Genomic DNA, 14,474 nt, shown 5'->3' on the forward strand with positions numbered 1-14,474 from the left:
TTGATTTCTATTTAAAATTCAGTACTTAAATTAAGCATAAAGTTGCGGCCGGGCATTGGGTAATCTTCAACTACCTGATAATCCTGGTCAAATAAATTATTAACCGTTAATTTGAGTTTATAATTTCTTTTTATCAACTTTATATTTTTTATAAAGTTTAAATCAAAAACTGTATAATTGTCTAAATCATCAAGTCTTCCTCCAACATGACTCCCCTTAAATATTAATTTATAATTGTCTGGTCTATAACTTAAAGACACATCGTTATAATATTGATCTTTTAATAATTCGTTAGTTTTGACATTTCTACTGTCCAGATAAGTATGACTATAGCCTAAAGTTAAATTATCAGTTATATTTTTACTTAAATTTAATTCTAGTCCATCTGTTTCTGATTCTTTAATATTTTTGTAAACAGGATTTGGATAACCAACAATTTCATTTTCTAGCTCACTTTTAAATAATACAGCTTCCATTTTACTATTGTTTAGCTCACTTTTAATACCTATTTCATAATTCTTAGATTTTTCAGGTACTAAATTTGGGTTACCCTCTAACCATAATTCGTCCCAATACAATTCATCAAAGGTTGGAGCACGATAAGCTTCTCCATATGAAAAAAATAGATTATTATTATTATTTACTCTATATAACAAGCTAATTCTTGGATTAGTTTCTGAACCATAATCTTCATTATTATCATATCTAATTCCAATATTTATTTTTAAATTCTCAAGTTTAGTATAACTATTTTCTAAAAAGATAGCTTTATTAGTAGCATCATAAATCTCTGGAAGCTGCGAACTATCTAATTCATCATTAGTAACTTCAAGACCATAAGTTAAAGTATTATTTTCATAATATAAAGTATTATTTAACTCAAAACCAATTTTTTCTTTTAAATGAGTATTATTAACATAAACATCAGGATTGTTATAATTAGTTTCCTGATTATTATAATAAATAGAAGTTCTAAGATCATAATTTTCCTCATTTTTTTTATAAGTTAATCTATAGTTTTCCATTTTATCTTCCTGATTAGCATTTGGAGATTGCATATTTACTGAACCCGGGATTTCTTTATCAGAATTATTAGAGATTATATCAAAAATAAATTCATCATTTTGATTTAGGTAATAATTTATTTTTGTTGAAAAATTATATTGATCTACTCCACTATTATCAGGATCATTTCTAAACCCATCCGAATTTAATGTTTCTGCAGTTATCATTACTTCTGAATTAGCAAGTGTAATACCATAATTTAGTGCCGTTTTATAAGTCGCAAAAGATCCCATTCCAAACTCTAAATTTAGTCCTTCTATATCAGAACCTTTTTTAGTTATAATGTTAACAACACCACCGAGGGCATTTGCACCATATACTGCAGAAGCGGGTCCTTTTAAAACCTCAACTTTTTTTAGATTAGAAAGCAAAATCTGTCCTAAATCAACATCTCCAATCATTTTAGTGTTAATTGATTGTCCATCTATTAAAATTAAGACCTGATTAGAATCACTTCCTCTAATACTTATGGTTTTACTACCAGCTGGCCCTCCATAATTGGTAATTTTAACTCCTGGCACAGAAGCAATTAACTCTGCCACATTCTGAGCTCCACTCTCCTCTATCTCCTCCTGATCAATAACCTCAATACTTACCGGGGTCTCCATAATACTTTCCTGATAGCGGCTCGCTGTTACAACAAGCTCATCCAGTTCCATAACTTCTTCCTCCCCACTTACCGGCACCACAAAAATCAAAAGTGCTGTAAGCATGACTAAAACTACTTTTTTTAACATTTAAAATTCCTCCTTGTGTTTTGTCTGCTCACAGCCACCTAAGACAAAATAAGGCTATAAAATATAAAAAGACACCCAGGTATCAATTGAGGGTGTCTAAAGACGCATAAATAGCCCACAACCATTCCTGTCTCGAAGATGGCTGTCATCTTTTTAGGCAGGTCTCCTGACTATACAGCTCTACCGATTTACCTTCCCCAGCGCCATTGATGAGTGAGTGGTAATTAATCGGCCTACTGATTAACAGTGGCGGACCCGTTCAGGAATTTCACCTGATTCCCTATTATCTTCTAATATATAGAAGCACCTAAAAAGAGAACATTATTTTCTTTTCTAATATTTAATTTCGTGAAATTTGTTTAAAATCCTCTATTTTATTTGTTTTAAACAAAAATAATTTTCTTTTGAATATTGTTAAATTTTATCTAACAAAATAACTAAACCGGATATCAAAAGATAAATTATAAATTTCAGAATAAAATTTAAAAAATATGCAGTAGTTTCTATTTATTTACATAATTATATAATATATACTAAAAAGGAGGTTTTTTAAATGGCGCTGCACAATAAGATTGGGGAAATCGGGGAGGAAATTGCAGCAAAATATCTACGAAAAGAAGGTTATTATATTGTAGAACGAAATTACAGAAATAAATTTGGAGAAATAGACATTATTGCAGCCAAAAATAATTACACTATTTTCATTGAAGTAAAAAGTAGAAGTTCCGAAAATTATATCGAGCTGGCCCACTCTCTCTATTACAAACAGATTCATCATCTGCGTCGGGCTGCTATCTTCTATTTTGCTGAAAAAAATATTCATCTGAGCTCAATTCGCTTTGACTTAATTGCCCTAAAAATTGATCCTGCTGCCAGAAAAATAGATAAGCTTAAGCATTTTAAAAATATCATTAATTAAATTTTGTTATAGTACTTTAAATTTGATAACTACTAATTATAAGTCTGAAAGGAGAATAAAATGTATTCATATTTGTACTCAGCTGTTATACATGGAGTAAAAGCAGAAATGGTGAAGGTAGAAGTAGATATCTCCAGAGGTTTACCAGGTTTTAATATTGTTGGACTGGCAGGAAAAACTGTTCGAGAATCGGCGAAAAGAGTTCGATCAGCTATCATAAATTCTGGCTTTGAATGGCCAGTTAAAAAAATCACTGTAAATCTGGCTCCAGGTAATATTAATAAATATGGTTCTCATTTTGATCTTGCAATTGCAGCTGTCTTACTCGAATGTTCCGGGCAAATTAAGATTAAGAATAAAAACAAAAGATTTTTTGCCGGAGAATTAAATTTAAATGGTAACCTCAATCATGTAAAAGGAGTTCTCTCCATGCTGCTGGCAGCTGGAGAAAATAATTATCTGGAAGCCGTACTGCCGGCTGCTAATCAAAAAGAATCCTATTTAGTAAAAAATTTAAATTCATATTTAATAAAACATTTAAGGGAACTTGATAATTTAGAAAATAGCACTGCGGCAGTCAGTAATAATTTTAACTTTAATAAACAAGCAGCTTTGAATTATCCAGATCTCAGCGAAATTAGAGGTCAAAAAAATGCAAAAAAAGCACTAGTAACTGCAGCCGCCGGAGGTCACAACCTCCTATTGATTGGCCCCCCGGGTTGTGGTAAAACAGTACTGGCAGAGTCGATAGTTAAACTGCTGGCACCTTTAAATAAAAAAGAATTACTGGAGACTGCTTCAATTTACAGTATCAATAATAATTTAGAAGAACTAAATCTTAAAATGAAATATCGACCCTTTGTGGCTCCTCATCACTCGATTACTTCTGCTGCTTTAATTGGAGGAGGTCAGATACCCGTGCCTGGAGAAATATCTCTGGCCCATAACGGTGTACTTTTTTTAGATGAACTGCCGGAATTTAAAAATAGTGTCCTGGCAAATTTGAGAGAGCCTCTGGAAAGAAAAAAAATTAAAATTGTTCGTCAGCAGGGTAGTTATTATTTTCCGGCAAATTTTCAATTTCTGGCCGCAATGAATCCCTGCCCCTGTGGTTTTGCAGGTGTTCAAGATAGGAAATGTAAGTGTTCGGAGCGAGATATTGTTCGTTACCAGCAAAAACTATCGGGACCTTTAAAAGATAGAATTGATCTGCAGATTGAGGTTTTGCCTTTAAAAAAAGATGAAATATTATTAAAGGAATCTACAGCTAAAAATGTTAACTATAGTGAACAGATAAAAAAAGCCCGCAAAATGCAGGCTGAAAGGTACCAAAATGCGAAAATCAAAAATAATTCTGAACTGCAGTTAAAAGATATAGAAAAATACTGTCAGCTGGGTAGCAACAGCGATAAAGTCCTTAGTCAGACCTATCAACGTCTTCAATTAAGTGTCAGAGGTTATATTAGGCTGATGCGGGTTGCCCGGACAATTGCTGATTTAAATAATAACCCTCAGATTAAAAAATCTGACTTAATAGAAGCAGTGGACTTTCGCTGGTATGCAGAAAAATCAGAAATGCTTCTTTAGATATTTAATTAAGGGTACACCCAGGATTAAAACAACTGCTGCTTCACTTAATCCAATTTGAATAACGCTTAACCAGTACGGAAGACCAAATAAAACATGCAGATAAATACTGATTAAAAAAGCATTGAACAAAATTGGACTTAAATAAGCTAAAATATTATCCCGATTTTTATATGTCACATAGGCAGCTAATAAAGTAACCAGACTACCGCCAACAATATCTACTAAACCCAGTCCACCTATAATATTAGCCAGCAGTACACCTAAAAATAAAGCCGGTATGGCTTCTGGAAATAATATTGGAAGAACCGTCAGTGCTTCTGCAGCTCTAAATTGAATTGGGCCAAAACTTACAGGAGCCAGAAAATATGTAATAACAACATATAAGGCAGTAATTGCAGCACCTCTGGCTAATTTTTTTGTATCCATTTTCTATTCTCCTTTCTTAATCATATAAGGGGTAAATTTTAAATGAAACAAAACTGTTCAATAAATTGATTTTTGGAATTTCAAACTTAAATTGAATTATCTTTCAGAAAAAGCTATAGTCATTCTGGAACTCTGCCAAATGATTTGCGGTGAATTGGAGAGGAACCATGCTTTTCCAGAGCCGCTATATGCTCTGCAGTTCCATATCCTTTATTTGACTTAAAATTATATTGAGGAAATTTTTCAGCATATTTAAAAATAATATTATCTCTTGTTACTTTAGCAATTATAGAAGCTGCAGCAATAGCATTAACATCCGCATCTCCATCAATTATTGATCTTTGTTCAACAGTTAAATCCGGAATAACGGCATTACCATCAACCAGTAAAATATCTGGATTACTTTCTAATTCAGGCAATAAATCTTTAACTGCTCTTTTCATGGCGACAAAAGTAGCTTCCCGGATATTATATTTATCTATTTCACCACTTGAAGCCTGACCGACTCCTACCTTTGCCTTTGCTTGAATTTGAGCAAATAAGTTTTCTCTTTTCTGACGCGATAGTTTTTTAGAATCGTCAAGGCCATAAATTTTAACTTCAGGATTCAGCACAACAGCAGCAGCTACTACAGGTCCAGCCAGAGGACCTCTACCTGCTTCATCCAGACCAACTATCATCTGATAACCATTTGCCTGCAGCTCAGCTTCAACTTCATTCATTTTATTCCACTTTTCTATCACAGCTTTCTTTTTTGTAATTTTCCGCTCCAGTCGGGCTGCGATTTTTTGAACACCCTTACGTGAGTCCTGATTTAAAATTTTAATTATCGCCGGCAGCTGCTTATCTATTTCCAGCTCAGAAGTAAATGACTTAACTTCTTTAATAGTCAGCTGAGAAAAATTCGGTAAGTTTAAGTTCTTATTCATCTTGATTTTCCACCTTTAATTTAGCTGCCTCTGCTGGTTTTTCCAGAGTTATTTCACCCAGCTTACCATCACGAAAATCATTGATTATTATTCCCGCTGCCCGGTTGCGATCTACCCTGCCACCTGTCATCAAGCAGCCTCTTTTACGACCAATATCAGCAAGGATATCATACGGATGGGCTTCTAAGAAATCAAGGTCATAAGCAACTAGCAAAATTTTCTCATCAATATTTAATATAAATTGGATTAATTTATAGGCAGCAAGTTCAAAATCAAAAATATCATTATCAACAGCACCTGTTAATGCTAATTTATAGGCCATATCTTCATTCGAAAATTTAGGCCATAAAATTCCCGGTGTATCAAGCAATCTTATCTTTTTACTTACATTAACCCACTGTCTGCCTCTGGTTACTCCTGGTTTATTACCAATAGTAGTGATATTAGAACCGGCTAGCAGATTAATCAGAGCAGATTTACCAACATTGGGAATACCAATAATCATTGCCCGCAGTCGACGGGGGTTTCTTCCTTTTTTAGCCAGTTTAGCAGCAATCTGATCATAAGTATTGTTTAAAATACTTTTCAATTCACTAACTCCCTCTCCAGTCAGAGAATTGAGCAGCACTGCATCCTCATCTGTTTCATTTTCAAAGTAGCTTATCCACTTTTTATTATATTTCGGGTCAGCCAGATCTTTTTTGTTTAAAACAGTCACCTTGACCTGCTCATTAATTAATTTTCTGAGATCAGGATTCTGACTGCTTAAGGGCACTCTTGCATCAGCAACCTCAATTACAATATCGACTAATTTTAAGTCTTCCTTTAATATTCTCTTTGCTTTGGCCATATGGCCGGGATACCACTGTATCATTATAAAAACTCCTTAAAACTTTTTTCTGGATCATATTTTATTTAAATAATAATATATTTAAATATTGAAAAAAGGTGGAGAAAGTCCCCACCTTAAAATCAAATAATTATTTTCTTTCTTCTCTTTTCTCTTTAATTCTGGAAGCCTTACCTCTTCTATCCCGCAGATAATAAAGGCGAGATCTTCTCACATCACCACGGCGTACTACAGTAATTGTATCTAACTTTGAAGTATGTAGTGGGAAAGTTCTTTCCACACCTACACCGTGAGCAATTTTACGAATAGTGAAGGTTTCGCTTAAACCACCACCATTTCTTCTAATTACAACACCTCTAAATGGCTGCAGTCTTTCTTTTCCACCTTCGGAAATTAAAACCTTAAGATCTAATGTATCTCCAACAGCAAACTCGGGAATATCATCACGAATTTGTTCTTTTTCTATTTCATTGATAATGTTCATCTATAAACCTCCTCTCAAAAAAATTTAAATTTATGCTTCCCACCAGGGATCAGATAACAAACGGTCCATAATTATTGAAGCAGCACTTCTAACTGACAGATGATTAAAATCTCCTCTACCCCAGATTGGATAGAGCATATAATCACAGTCTGCAATCATCTCTTTGGTCAATCCATAACCTGTTCCATAGATAATCAAAAAGGGACGATCGATTTGCTGCAATTCTTTTCGCATATTTTTATAAGATATAGTATTTGGATATTCGCGGGCATCAGTAGCTATTAACAGTGGTTTTTGACCGGTCTCTTCTTCTATTTTACTTTTAACTTCCTCTAATTCAGAGGCGATTTCAAGTACAGAAAAGGCCTGATGCCGATTATAAACATAATCTGCACCCCTACCACCTGTCCAGTAATCCCTTACTCTCTCTACTAATTCCTGCTGTGATTTTAAATTATTTATTATATAGTATTTTTTAATATCATAGGTCTTTGCAGCTCTTGCTATATCATGTAAATCATAATTTGTTACAGTTGTTGTAATAACTTCGCCCAGTTTATTATAGATAGGATTATGGACTAATCCAAGATAAACATCTGCCTCAATTTTACTCATCAACTTCACCCTTTAGTTCCAGCTTTATTTCTTTAAGTAATTCTTTTTCTTGATCACTAAGTTTTTTATCTTCCAGCAGATCTTTTCTTCTTAAAAAAGTCCTTCTTAAAGACTCTTTTTTTCGCCAGCGTTCAATTAACTGATGATTACCGCTAAGTAAAACATCAGGAACTTTAAGACCATTATATTTCTGGGGTCTGGTATAATGAGGATGTTCTAAAAGACCATTATAAAATGAGTCTTTTTTAGAAGAGTCTTCAGCACCCAGAACACCACTTAAGAGTCTGGATATTGAGTCAACAAGCACCATTGCTGGTAATTCTCCACCGGTAAGTACATAATCACCAATAGAAATTTCCTGATCTACAATAGTATCTCTTACTCGCTCATCCACACCTTCATAACGACCACAAATTATTGTTAAACCTTGTTCCTGACTCAAATCTTTTACTAAATCCTGAGTTAATTCCTCACCCTGAGGACTCATCAGAATTGTTTTTGATTCAGTGCCTCTTTTATTTTGAGTATGCTGCCAGGCCTTAAAGATCGGTTCAGCCTTCATCACCATTCCAGCTCCTCCACCATATGGAGGTTCATCTGTTGTATGATGTTTATCATCAGCAAAATCACGGATGTTAACTGTTTTAATATCTATCAAATCTTTTTCTCTGGCTATTTTTAAAATACTCTCACTAAAAGGTCCCTCAAACATTTCGGGAAAAAGAGTTAAAATATCAAAAAACATAAATTCAGCTCCTAAAGATCTAAGATTCCCGGAATTGGGTCTACAATAATTTTTTGGTTCTCAAGATCAATTTCTAAAATCATATCACGACTGGCAGGCAGCATATATTCTTTTTCCTGGCCCTGAACCAGAAAAATATCTGTGCCTGAAGTATCAACTACATCTATTAATTTTCCCAGATATCTGCCAGATTCTAAATAAACCTCACAGTCTATCAGATCACTGACATAAAAGTTGTCTTCTGGAAGTAAATATTTTTCAGACTCATCAATTAAGATCTGATAATTTTTAAGTTCCTCTGCTTCATCAATAGAATTAACAGCAAAAAACTTAATTATTATAAATTGTTTGTGGAATCGAATATATTCAATTTCCAGCTCTTTAAAATCGTCATCTCTTTTTAGATAAACAGTATCAATATCTAAAAAGCGCTCAGGGATATCAGTTGTGGCTTTAACTCTAACCTCACCTTTATTCCCCTGAAAACGAGTTATTACTCCAATTTCTAAATAATTATCACTCAATTATTTCACCAGCCTGAAAAATTATTTAATATCAACCTTTACATTTGTTCCTTCTTTTGCTGCTGCAGCATTAACAACGGTTCTAATAGCTTTTGCTATCCGGCCTCTTTTACCAATGACCTTACCCATATCCTCATCTGCAACAGAAAGCTCGACAGTAATAGAATTATTATTTTCAACTCTATTAACCGAAACTTCAGAAGGATTGTCTACAATAGATTCGGCAATAAATTTTATCAGTTCTTCCATGGAGAAAACCTCCTTTTAATTACTCATTACCGTGGTACTTAGCCATAACACCTGACTTTTTTAATAAAGTCTTAACTGTATCTGAAGGTTTTGCACCATTATTTAACCACTTGAGTGCTTTTTCTTCGTCAATATTGTATGTTTCTGGCTCAGTTGTAGGATCATAAAAACCTAATTCTTCAACAAAGTAGCCCTGAGGAGCTCTCTTTGAATCAGAAACAATAACTCTGTATGATGCATTACGCTTACTTCCAATTCTTTTTAAACGAATCTTAACTGCCATCTATCAAACACCTCCCTCCATTGATAATAAAAGTTGTAAACTATATTTTAATGATTGCACTGCGAAAAGTCTAAAATAGTTTAAAACGAACCTAATTTACAAAAATATTACTAAAACAAAGCCTTTAAACCTGGGCATCCATGCTTAAATATGATATAATTAAAGTATCATAAAGCTATGGAGTGATAATCGTGTTTAAACCCTTTGAAGAAGATGAAAACGTTGCTTTTGGTGATTTTGACTTCAATTTACCTCAGAGTCTGGTCGAAGAACTTGAACAGGGCTGGGCTGGTAAATTTAAAACACATATTTTTGATAATATTGATGAATATAAATTTGCCGACATGTATTCTGAAGATAATGGTAGGCCAAACTTTCCTGTTAAAATTATCGTTTCACTGGAAATACTAAAACATCTTTTTGATATCAGTGATAAAGAACTCTTAGAGTCATTTCACTGTGATATCCGCTTTATGAAGGCGGTTGGCTTAAAAAGAGCGGGACAATTAACACTTGGTTTAAGGACTATCTATGATTTTAGAGAAAATCTGGTTGACTACATGAATGAAACAGGTGAAAATCCTTTGGATGAAATTTTTGATGAACTGCTGGCTGAATTTATTGCAGCTGCAGATCTCGATACTGATATTCAGCGTATGGATTCCACTATGGTAAAGGCTAATATAAAGCATCTTTCCAGGATTCAGTTAATGCGTAAGGTTTTCGAGAATTTTGTTAGAGAGTTATCCGATTCTCAAAAAAATAGAATTCATAAAAATATTCTTCAGATTCTTGATGACAACTTTTCTGAGTATTTAAGTAACCATGATAAAGAAGATATATTAAATAATCTTCTCGGTAAATTAAATTCTGTTAAAGATCTATTCAAAAATGATGAAAGTATCAATGATACTAAAGTCTATCACCACCTCGTCAGAGTTGTAGAAGAACAGTCAATAGAAACTGCCTCTCAGCTTAAAGCAAAAGATGATGCTGATATAGAATCTTCAAGTCTGCAAAATCCAAATGATGAAGATGCGACATTTCGTAAAAAGGGTATGAAATCTCATCAGGGATACTCCTGTAATATTAGTGAGACAGCATCTCCTGATAATTCTGTTCAAATGATTATCGATGTATCTGTAGAACCCAACATTAACAGTGATGTTAATTTTTTAAATGATAGACTGGAAGAAATTAATATTAAAGCTCCGGTTAATAAACTTGTTGTTGATGGAGCTTATTACGGATCTGATACTGTTAATTCAGCTTCAAAAACTGATACTGAAATTATTCCAACTGAACTGACCGGTAGCAACCCCAAATATTCTACTGCTGGATTTACTCTTTCTAAAAAGCAGGGAGTCATCTCCTGTCCTATGGGTAAAGTACCAGATAAAGATAAATATCTAGAAAACAGCGATACCTATGCGGCCTGGTTTGAAAAAGAGGACTGTGAAGAATGTGAATTTAGATCAGAGTGTCCTGTTAATGAACAGAAAAAATCAATGACTGTTCGTTTTACTCAAACAAGGCATGACAGAGATAAACTCAGAGCTAAACTGGCCGGTGAAGAATATCAAGAAATCAAAAATTCAAGAGCTGCAGTTGAAGGCACCTTTTCTGCCCTGAAAAGATCACAGGGTCTTGATAAATTCAAAGTAACAGGACTGGTTAAAGCTAAATGCAGCAGTCTGTATAAAATGATCGGCTACAACTTAAAACAGCTGGTCAGGGCATTGAAAATGGAATCAAAACAGGAAGTCTGCACCTAAAAGGTGCACTCCAGGGTCAAATATATGCTTTTAAGATAATATCTTTTCAGATATCATCAGATATCACCGGACAAATGTCCTAATACCAATATTTAATTTTTAAGATTTTTATTTTTTGAATTATTTTAGACTTTTCGCAGTGCAATCATTTTAATTGAAAAATGGTAGATTAAAGCCTCCACCTTTTTTCATTTTACCATTGTTTAATTGTTTCATCATTTTTTTAGTCTGTCTGAACTGCTTGAGAAGACGATTTACTTCCTGAATACTGGTACCACTACCCTGAGCAATTCTTTTGCGGCGGGAACCATTGATTACCTCTGGGTCTCTGCGTTCTTCTGGAGTCATTGAAGAAATAATTGCTTCAATATAGTCAAGCTGTTTATCATCAACCTGCATATTTTTAAGCTGTTTTGCTCCACCAAGACCAGGTATCATACCTAAAATATCTTCCATAGGACCCATATTTCTTACCTGTTCCATCTGCTCCATAAAATCTTCTAAAGTAAATTCATTTTTTCGCAGTTTTTCTTCCAGGGCTTTTGCCTTCTCTTTGTCAATACTTTTTTCTGCCTTTTCGATTAAACTTAAAACATCACCCATCCCTAAAATACGCGAAGCCATTCGATCGGGATGAAATGTTTCTAAATCAGCAAGTTTTTCTCCTGTACCGGCAAACTTAATTGGCTTCCCTGTGATTGCTTTAATTGATAAAGCAGCACCACCGCGGGCATCACCATCCATCTTGGTTAAAACAATTCCATCTATATCAAGGCGCTGATCAAAATTTTTCGCAACATTAACAGCATCCTGACCGGTCATTGCATCAACAACTAAAAGTATTTCATCTGGACTCACTTCAGATTTAATTGATTCCAGTTCTTCCATCATTTCCTGATCAATATGCAGGCGTCCTGCTGTATCAAGAATAATCGTGTCACAGTTATGAGTGGAAGCATAATTGATACTGCCTTTAGCAATATCAACTGGATTACTGTCTTCACCCATGGAGAATACCGGTAAATCCAGTCTTTCTCCCAGAACCTGCAGCTGTCTAATAGCTGCCGGACGATAAACATCTGCCGCAACCAAAAGTGGATTTTTACCATCTTTTGATAACTTGCGGGCCAGTTTACCTGCACTGGTAGTTTTACCAGAACCCTGAAGTCCCACCATCATAATAATTGTTGGAGGTTCAGGTGAGATAGCAATATCTTCTTTACTGCCCCCCATTAAATTCTGCATTTCTTCGTTTACAATTTTTATAACATGCTGGCCGGGAGTTAAACTTTCCATCACTTCCTTACCAACAGCTCTATCTTCAATTCTAGAAATAAAGTCTTTTACAACTTTATAGTTAACATCTGCTTCTAAGAGGGCCATTTTAACCTCTTTTAGAGCAGCCTTAACATCTTTTTCTGACAGTTTACCCTTTCCTCGTAACTTATCAAAGGTATCCTGCAGTTTTTCAGCCAGATTGGAAAAAATCATAATATACCTCCTCTAGAGGATCGATTTAATCGATTCCAGTTTTTTACGTAAATCTTCATTTTGGTCTTCAGCTAAGAGACCCTTAGCCGCCATCATATTCTCTAAGTCATTTATATTTTTTCTTATTCGATTATACTTTTTTAACAAACCTAACTTAGCCTCATAATTTTCGAGACTTTCCTCACTTCTATGCAGATGATCATAAACACCCTGCCGGCTGATACCAATATTATCAGCAATTTCGGCCAGAGAAAGATCATTATAGAAGTAACTTTTAATAATCTGCTGCTGTTTTTCTGTCAGCATAGACCCATAAAAATCAAATAACATTGTAATTTTAATAGTTTTCTTTAACATAAAAACCACCTGTAAAGTTAAATTACTTAACACAGGTGCTAGTATATGATATTTTGGAGCTTTTGTCAAGCTAAAATTTCAAAATATCTGTTAATTTTTTTCTGTCTAACTTTCCGCTTTTCATTTTTGGCAGTTCTTTAATAAAATGGATTTTGTCTGGTAAATATTCAGTTTTTAAATTTTCTCTGCAGTATTTATAGACTTCTTTTATCTTTAAATCAGGATTTGTTTTGACTATTACAGCAACTAAAAGTTTGTCTTTTAAATAATCATCTACAGCAAATACAGCTGCTTCGGCAATTTTGTTATTAATTTTCAAGACAGATTCCAGCTTATAAGGATTTATTTTATTTCCAGCTCTATTTATAATATTGTCCTTTCGACCTGATAAGTAAAGATACGGCCCTTCAAAATAACCCAGATCATTAGCTGAAGCCTGAGGACGATAGTCTGGAGCAAGATAGGGACTTTTAACCCAGACTTCATTATTTTTAATTTCAATATCTACCCCGGGAAAAGCTCTCCCCACAGTTCCTCTGTTTTTTAATAATTCCTCATAATAAGCACAGCTAACATAACTCAATTCACTTGCTCCATAAAATTCGCATATTTCTGCCTCAGGAAAAAACGTTTTTAGTTTTTTAAGTGTTTCTAAATCCATTTTTGAGCCAGCAGTTACTATGCTTTTAACCTTATTAATAGATTGTGTAATTTCTTTTAATAAAATTCGGTAATGAGCAGGAACCATAAAAAGTGCATTAATTTCTTTTTCTGCAATAATTTTTAACCAGTGCCTGGGAAAAATTGACTCAGAAAAAACAACAGTTCCACCAGCAGCAAGTAGTTGTAGTATATTATTTAAATTACCAGTATAAACTACAGATCCTGTAATTAATAATTTACTGTTTTCATTGAAAGAAAATATTTCTTTTTGAATCTCAAAGGCAGAGGTCCAGCTTTGATGATCTCGCCAGATAACTTTAGTTTCTCCTGTACTTCCAGAACTGAGAGCACCTAAAAATATATCCTCTTTTTTAGGTTTTAACAATTGATCATTAGCTTTAATATTAATATTTTCTGCCATCAATTCTAAATTCTCATTTATTGTTATTCTCTTACTTTCTATTATTGAAACTGGTCCCACTTTTTCTATTATATTTTCCTCTTCCTTATCTGATAAATCAGCTTTAATTAAAATACTAACTAAATTGGCTCTGGCAGCTCCGTAAAGATAAAGAAGCGTATTTGTTGGGTTATTTGCTTTTATGATCACTTTATCTCCTGCTGAAAATTTTTGAGATAAATTTAGAGAAATACTTCTGATCTTTAGACTCAATTCTCTGTAATTGATTTTTTGATTATCCTTAATTAAAGCAATTTTTTCCGGAGTTCTCTCTGCATACTCTAAAACTTTATCATAAATTAACATAAATTC

16 protein-coding genes and 1 riboswitch are annotated in these 14,474 nt (G+C 33.8%); of the genes, 3 read left to right on the top strand and 13 right to left on the bottom strand.

Annotation, left to right across the window (positions count from 1 at the left end):
* Nucleotides 1–11: 11 nt before the first annotated feature.
* Nucleotides 12–1,802, bottom strand: a complete 1,791-nt coding sequence (locus DFR79_RS08240; RefSeq protein ID WP_133515035.1) for a TonB-dependent receptor plug domain-containing protein — start codon at nt 1,800–1,802, stop codon at nt 12–14.
* A gap of 139 nt (nt 1,803–1,941) precedes the next feature.
* A riboswitch (cobalamin riboswitch) is annotated at nt 1,942–2,128 on the bottom strand.
* 227 nt (nt 2,129–2,355) lie between these two features.
* Here DFR79_RS08240 and DFR79_RS08245 point away from each other — a divergent pair.
* Both DFR79_RS08245 and DFR79_RS08250 read left to right on the top strand, forming a co-directional pair.
* On the top strand, nt 2,356–2,721 hold the full coding sequence (locus tag DFR79_RS08245) for a YraN family protein (protein WP_133515036.1): 366 nt from the start codon (nt 2,356–2,358) through the stop codon (nt 2,719–2,721).
* A 60-nt stretch (nt 2,722–2,781) separates the two neighbouring features.
* Nucleotides 2,782–4,308 carry a YifB family Mg chelatase-like AAA ATPase gene (locus DFR79_RS08250; RefSeq protein ID WP_133515037.1) on the top strand — a complete coding sequence of 509 codons (1,527 nt, stop codon included), beginning with the start codon at nt 2,782–2,784 and terminating at the stop codon, nt 4,306–4,308.
* On the opposite strand, the gene DFR79_RS08255 is transcribed toward DFR79_RS08250, so the two are convergent.
* The 9 genes from DFR79_RS08255 to rpsP form a co-directional block, all read right to left on the bottom strand.
* Nucleotides 4,291–4,737 carry a QueT transporter family protein gene (locus tag DFR79_RS08255; protein ID WP_133515038.1) on the bottom strand — a complete coding sequence of 149 codons (447 nt, stop codon included), beginning with the start codon at nt 4,735–4,737 and terminating at the stop codon, nt 4,291–4,293. The two genes, DFR79_RS08250 and DFR79_RS08255, sit on opposite strands and share 18 nt — an antisense overlap.
* Nucleotides 4,738–4,856: 119 nt before the next feature.
* On the bottom strand, nt 4,857–5,666 hold the full coding sequence (locus DFR79_RS08260) for a ribonuclease HII (protein ID WP_133515039.1): 810 nt from the start codon (nt 5,664–5,666) through the stop codon (nt 4,857–4,859).
* Entirely contained in the window at nt 5,659–6,540 is an 882-nt protein-coding gene (ylqF, locus tag DFR79_RS08265) for a ribosome biogenesis GTPase YlqF (protein ID WP_133515040.1), read from the bottom strand. The genes DFR79_RS08260 and ylqF overlap by 8 nt, the downstream gene beginning before the upstream one ends.
* Before the next feature lie 106 nt (nt 6,541–6,646).
* On the bottom strand, nt 6,647–7,000 hold the full coding sequence (rplS, locus tag DFR79_RS08270) for a 50S ribosomal protein L19 (RefSeq protein ID WP_133515041.1): 354 nt from the start codon (nt 6,998–7,000) through the stop codon (nt 6,647–6,649).
* A gap of 30 nt (nt 7,001–7,030) precedes the next feature.
* Nucleotides 7,031–7,615: an RNA methyltransferase gene (locus DFR79_RS08275; RefSeq protein ID WP_133515042.1), complete on the bottom strand. Its 585-nt coding sequence runs from the start codon at nt 7,613–7,615 to the stop codon at nt 7,031–7,033.
* The gene (gene trmD, locus DFR79_RS08280) at nt 7,608–8,360 is read right to left on the bottom strand and encodes a tRNA (guanosine(37)-N1)-methyltransferase TrmD (protein WP_133515043.1); all 753 of its coding nucleotides are present in this window, start codon (nt 8,358–8,360) and stop codon (nt 7,608–7,610) included. Before trmD ends, DFR79_RS08275 begins: the two co-directional genes overlap by 8 nt.
* An 11-nt stretch (nt 8,361–8,371) precedes the next feature.
* Entirely contained in the window at nt 8,372–8,884 is a 513-nt protein-coding gene (gene rimM / locus DFR79_RS08285) for a ribosome maturation factor RimM (protein ID WP_133515044.1), read from the bottom strand.
* Nucleotides 8,885–8,905: 21 nt separating this feature from the next.
* Entirely contained in the window at nt 8,906–9,133 is a 228-nt protein-coding gene (locus DFR79_RS08290; protein ID WP_133515045.1) for a KH domain-containing protein, read from the bottom strand.
* A gap of 19 nt (nt 9,134–9,152) precedes the next feature.
* Nucleotides 9,153–9,416, bottom strand: a complete 264-nt coding sequence (rpsP, locus tag DFR79_RS08295; RefSeq protein ID WP_111571245.1) for a 30S ribosomal protein S16 — start codon at nt 9,414–9,416, stop codon at nt 9,153–9,155.
* A gap of 191 nt (nt 9,417–9,607) precedes the next feature.
* Here rpsP and DFR79_RS08300 point away from each other — a divergent pair, with 191 nt between their 5' ends.
* Nucleotides 9,608–11,191, top strand: coding sequence for a transposase (locus tag DFR79_RS08300; protein ID WP_133515046.1), 1,584 nt, complete (start codon nt 9,608–9,610; stop codon nt 11,189–11,191).
* A 150-nt stretch (nt 11,192–11,341) separates the two neighbouring features.
* Here the strand turns inward: DFR79_RS08300 and ffh are convergent, their stop codons facing one another.
* The 3 genes from ffh to DFR79_RS08315 all read right to left on the bottom strand — a co-directional run bounded on the left by ffh (nt 11,342) and on the right by DFR79_RS08315 (nt 14,468).
* Nucleotides 11,342–12,682, bottom strand: a complete 1,341-nt coding sequence (ffh, locus tag DFR79_RS08305) for a signal recognition particle protein (RefSeq protein WP_133515047.1) — start codon at nt 12,680–12,682, stop codon at nt 11,342–11,344.
* Between the two features lie 12 nt (nt 12,683–12,694).
* Nucleotides 12,695–13,039: a YlxM family DNA-binding protein gene (gene ylxM / locus DFR79_RS08310; RefSeq protein ID WP_133515048.1), complete on the bottom strand. Its 345-nt coding sequence runs from the start codon at nt 13,037–13,039 to the stop codon at nt 12,695–12,697.
* Nucleotides 13,040–13,109: 70 nt separating this feature from the next.
* Nucleotides 13,110–14,468 carry an AMP-binding protein gene (locus tag DFR79_RS08315; RefSeq protein ID WP_133515049.1) on the bottom strand — a complete coding sequence of 453 codons (1,359 nt, stop codon included), beginning with the start codon at nt 14,466–14,468 and terminating at the stop codon, nt 13,110–13,112.
* Nucleotides 14,469–14,474 lie beyond the last annotated feature (6 nt).

Origin of the sequence: Halanaerobium saccharolyticum (assembly GCF_004362045.1) — a bacterium.
Lineage (GTDB): Bacteria > Bacillota > Halanaerobiia > Halanaerobiales > Halanaerobiaceae > Halanaerobium > Halanaerobium saccharolyticum_C.

Excerpts from the sequence above, each read along its gene's own strand:
- DFR79_RS08240 (WP_133515035.1), bottom strand. The coding sequence starts at position 1,802 with ATGTTAAAAAAAGTAGTTTTAGTCATGCTTACAGCACTTTTGATTTTT.
- DFR79_RS08245 (WP_133515036.1), top strand. The coding sequence starts at position 2,356 with ATGGCGCTGCACAATAAGATTGGGGAAATCGGGGAGGAAATTGCAGCA.
- DFR79_RS08250 (WP_133515037.1), top strand. The coding sequence starts at position 2,782 with ATGTATTCATATTTGTACTCAGCTGTTATACATGGAGTAAAAGCAGAA.
- DFR79_RS08255 (WP_133515038.1), bottom strand. The coding sequence starts at position 4,737 with ATGGATACAAAAAAATTAGCCAGAGGTGCTGCAATTACTGCCTTATAT.
- DFR79_RS08260 (WP_133515039.1), bottom strand. The coding sequence starts at position 5,666 with ATGAATAAGAACTTAAACTTACCGAATTTTTCTCAGCTGACTATTAAA.
- ylqF (WP_133515040.1), bottom strand. The coding sequence starts at position 6,540 with ATGATACAGTGGTATCCCGGCCATATGGCCAAAGCAAAGAGAATATTA.
- rplS (WP_133515041.1), bottom strand. The coding sequence starts at position 7,000 with ATGAACATTATCAATGAAATAGAAAAAGAACAAATTCGTGATGATATT.
- DFR79_RS08275 (WP_133515042.1), bottom strand. The coding sequence starts at position 7,615 with ATGAGTAAAATTGAGGCAGATGTTTATCTTGGATTAGTCCATAATCCT.
- trmD (WP_133515043.1), bottom strand. The coding sequence starts at position 8,360 with ATGTTTTTTGATATTTTAACTCTTTTTCCCGAAATGTTTGAGGGACCT.
- DFR79_RS08290 (WP_133515045.1), bottom strand. The coding sequence starts at position 9,133 with ATGGAAGAACTGATAAAATTTATTGCCGAATCTATTGTAGACAATCCT.
- rpsP (WP_111571245.1), bottom strand. The coding sequence starts at position 9,416 with ATGGCAGTTAAGATTCGTTTAAAAAGAATTGGAAGTAAGCGTAATGCA.
- ffh (WP_133515047.1), bottom strand. The coding sequence starts at position 12,682 with ATGATTTTTTCCAATCTGGCTGAAAAACTGCAGGATACCTTTGATAAG.
- ylxM (WP_133515048.1), bottom strand. The coding sequence starts at position 13,039 with ATGTTAAAGAAAACTATTAAAATTACAATGTTATTTGATTTTTATGGG.
- DFR79_RS08315 (WP_133515049.1), bottom strand. The coding sequence starts at position 14,468 with ATGTTAATTTATGATAAAGTTTTAGAGTATGCAGAGAGAACTCCGGAA.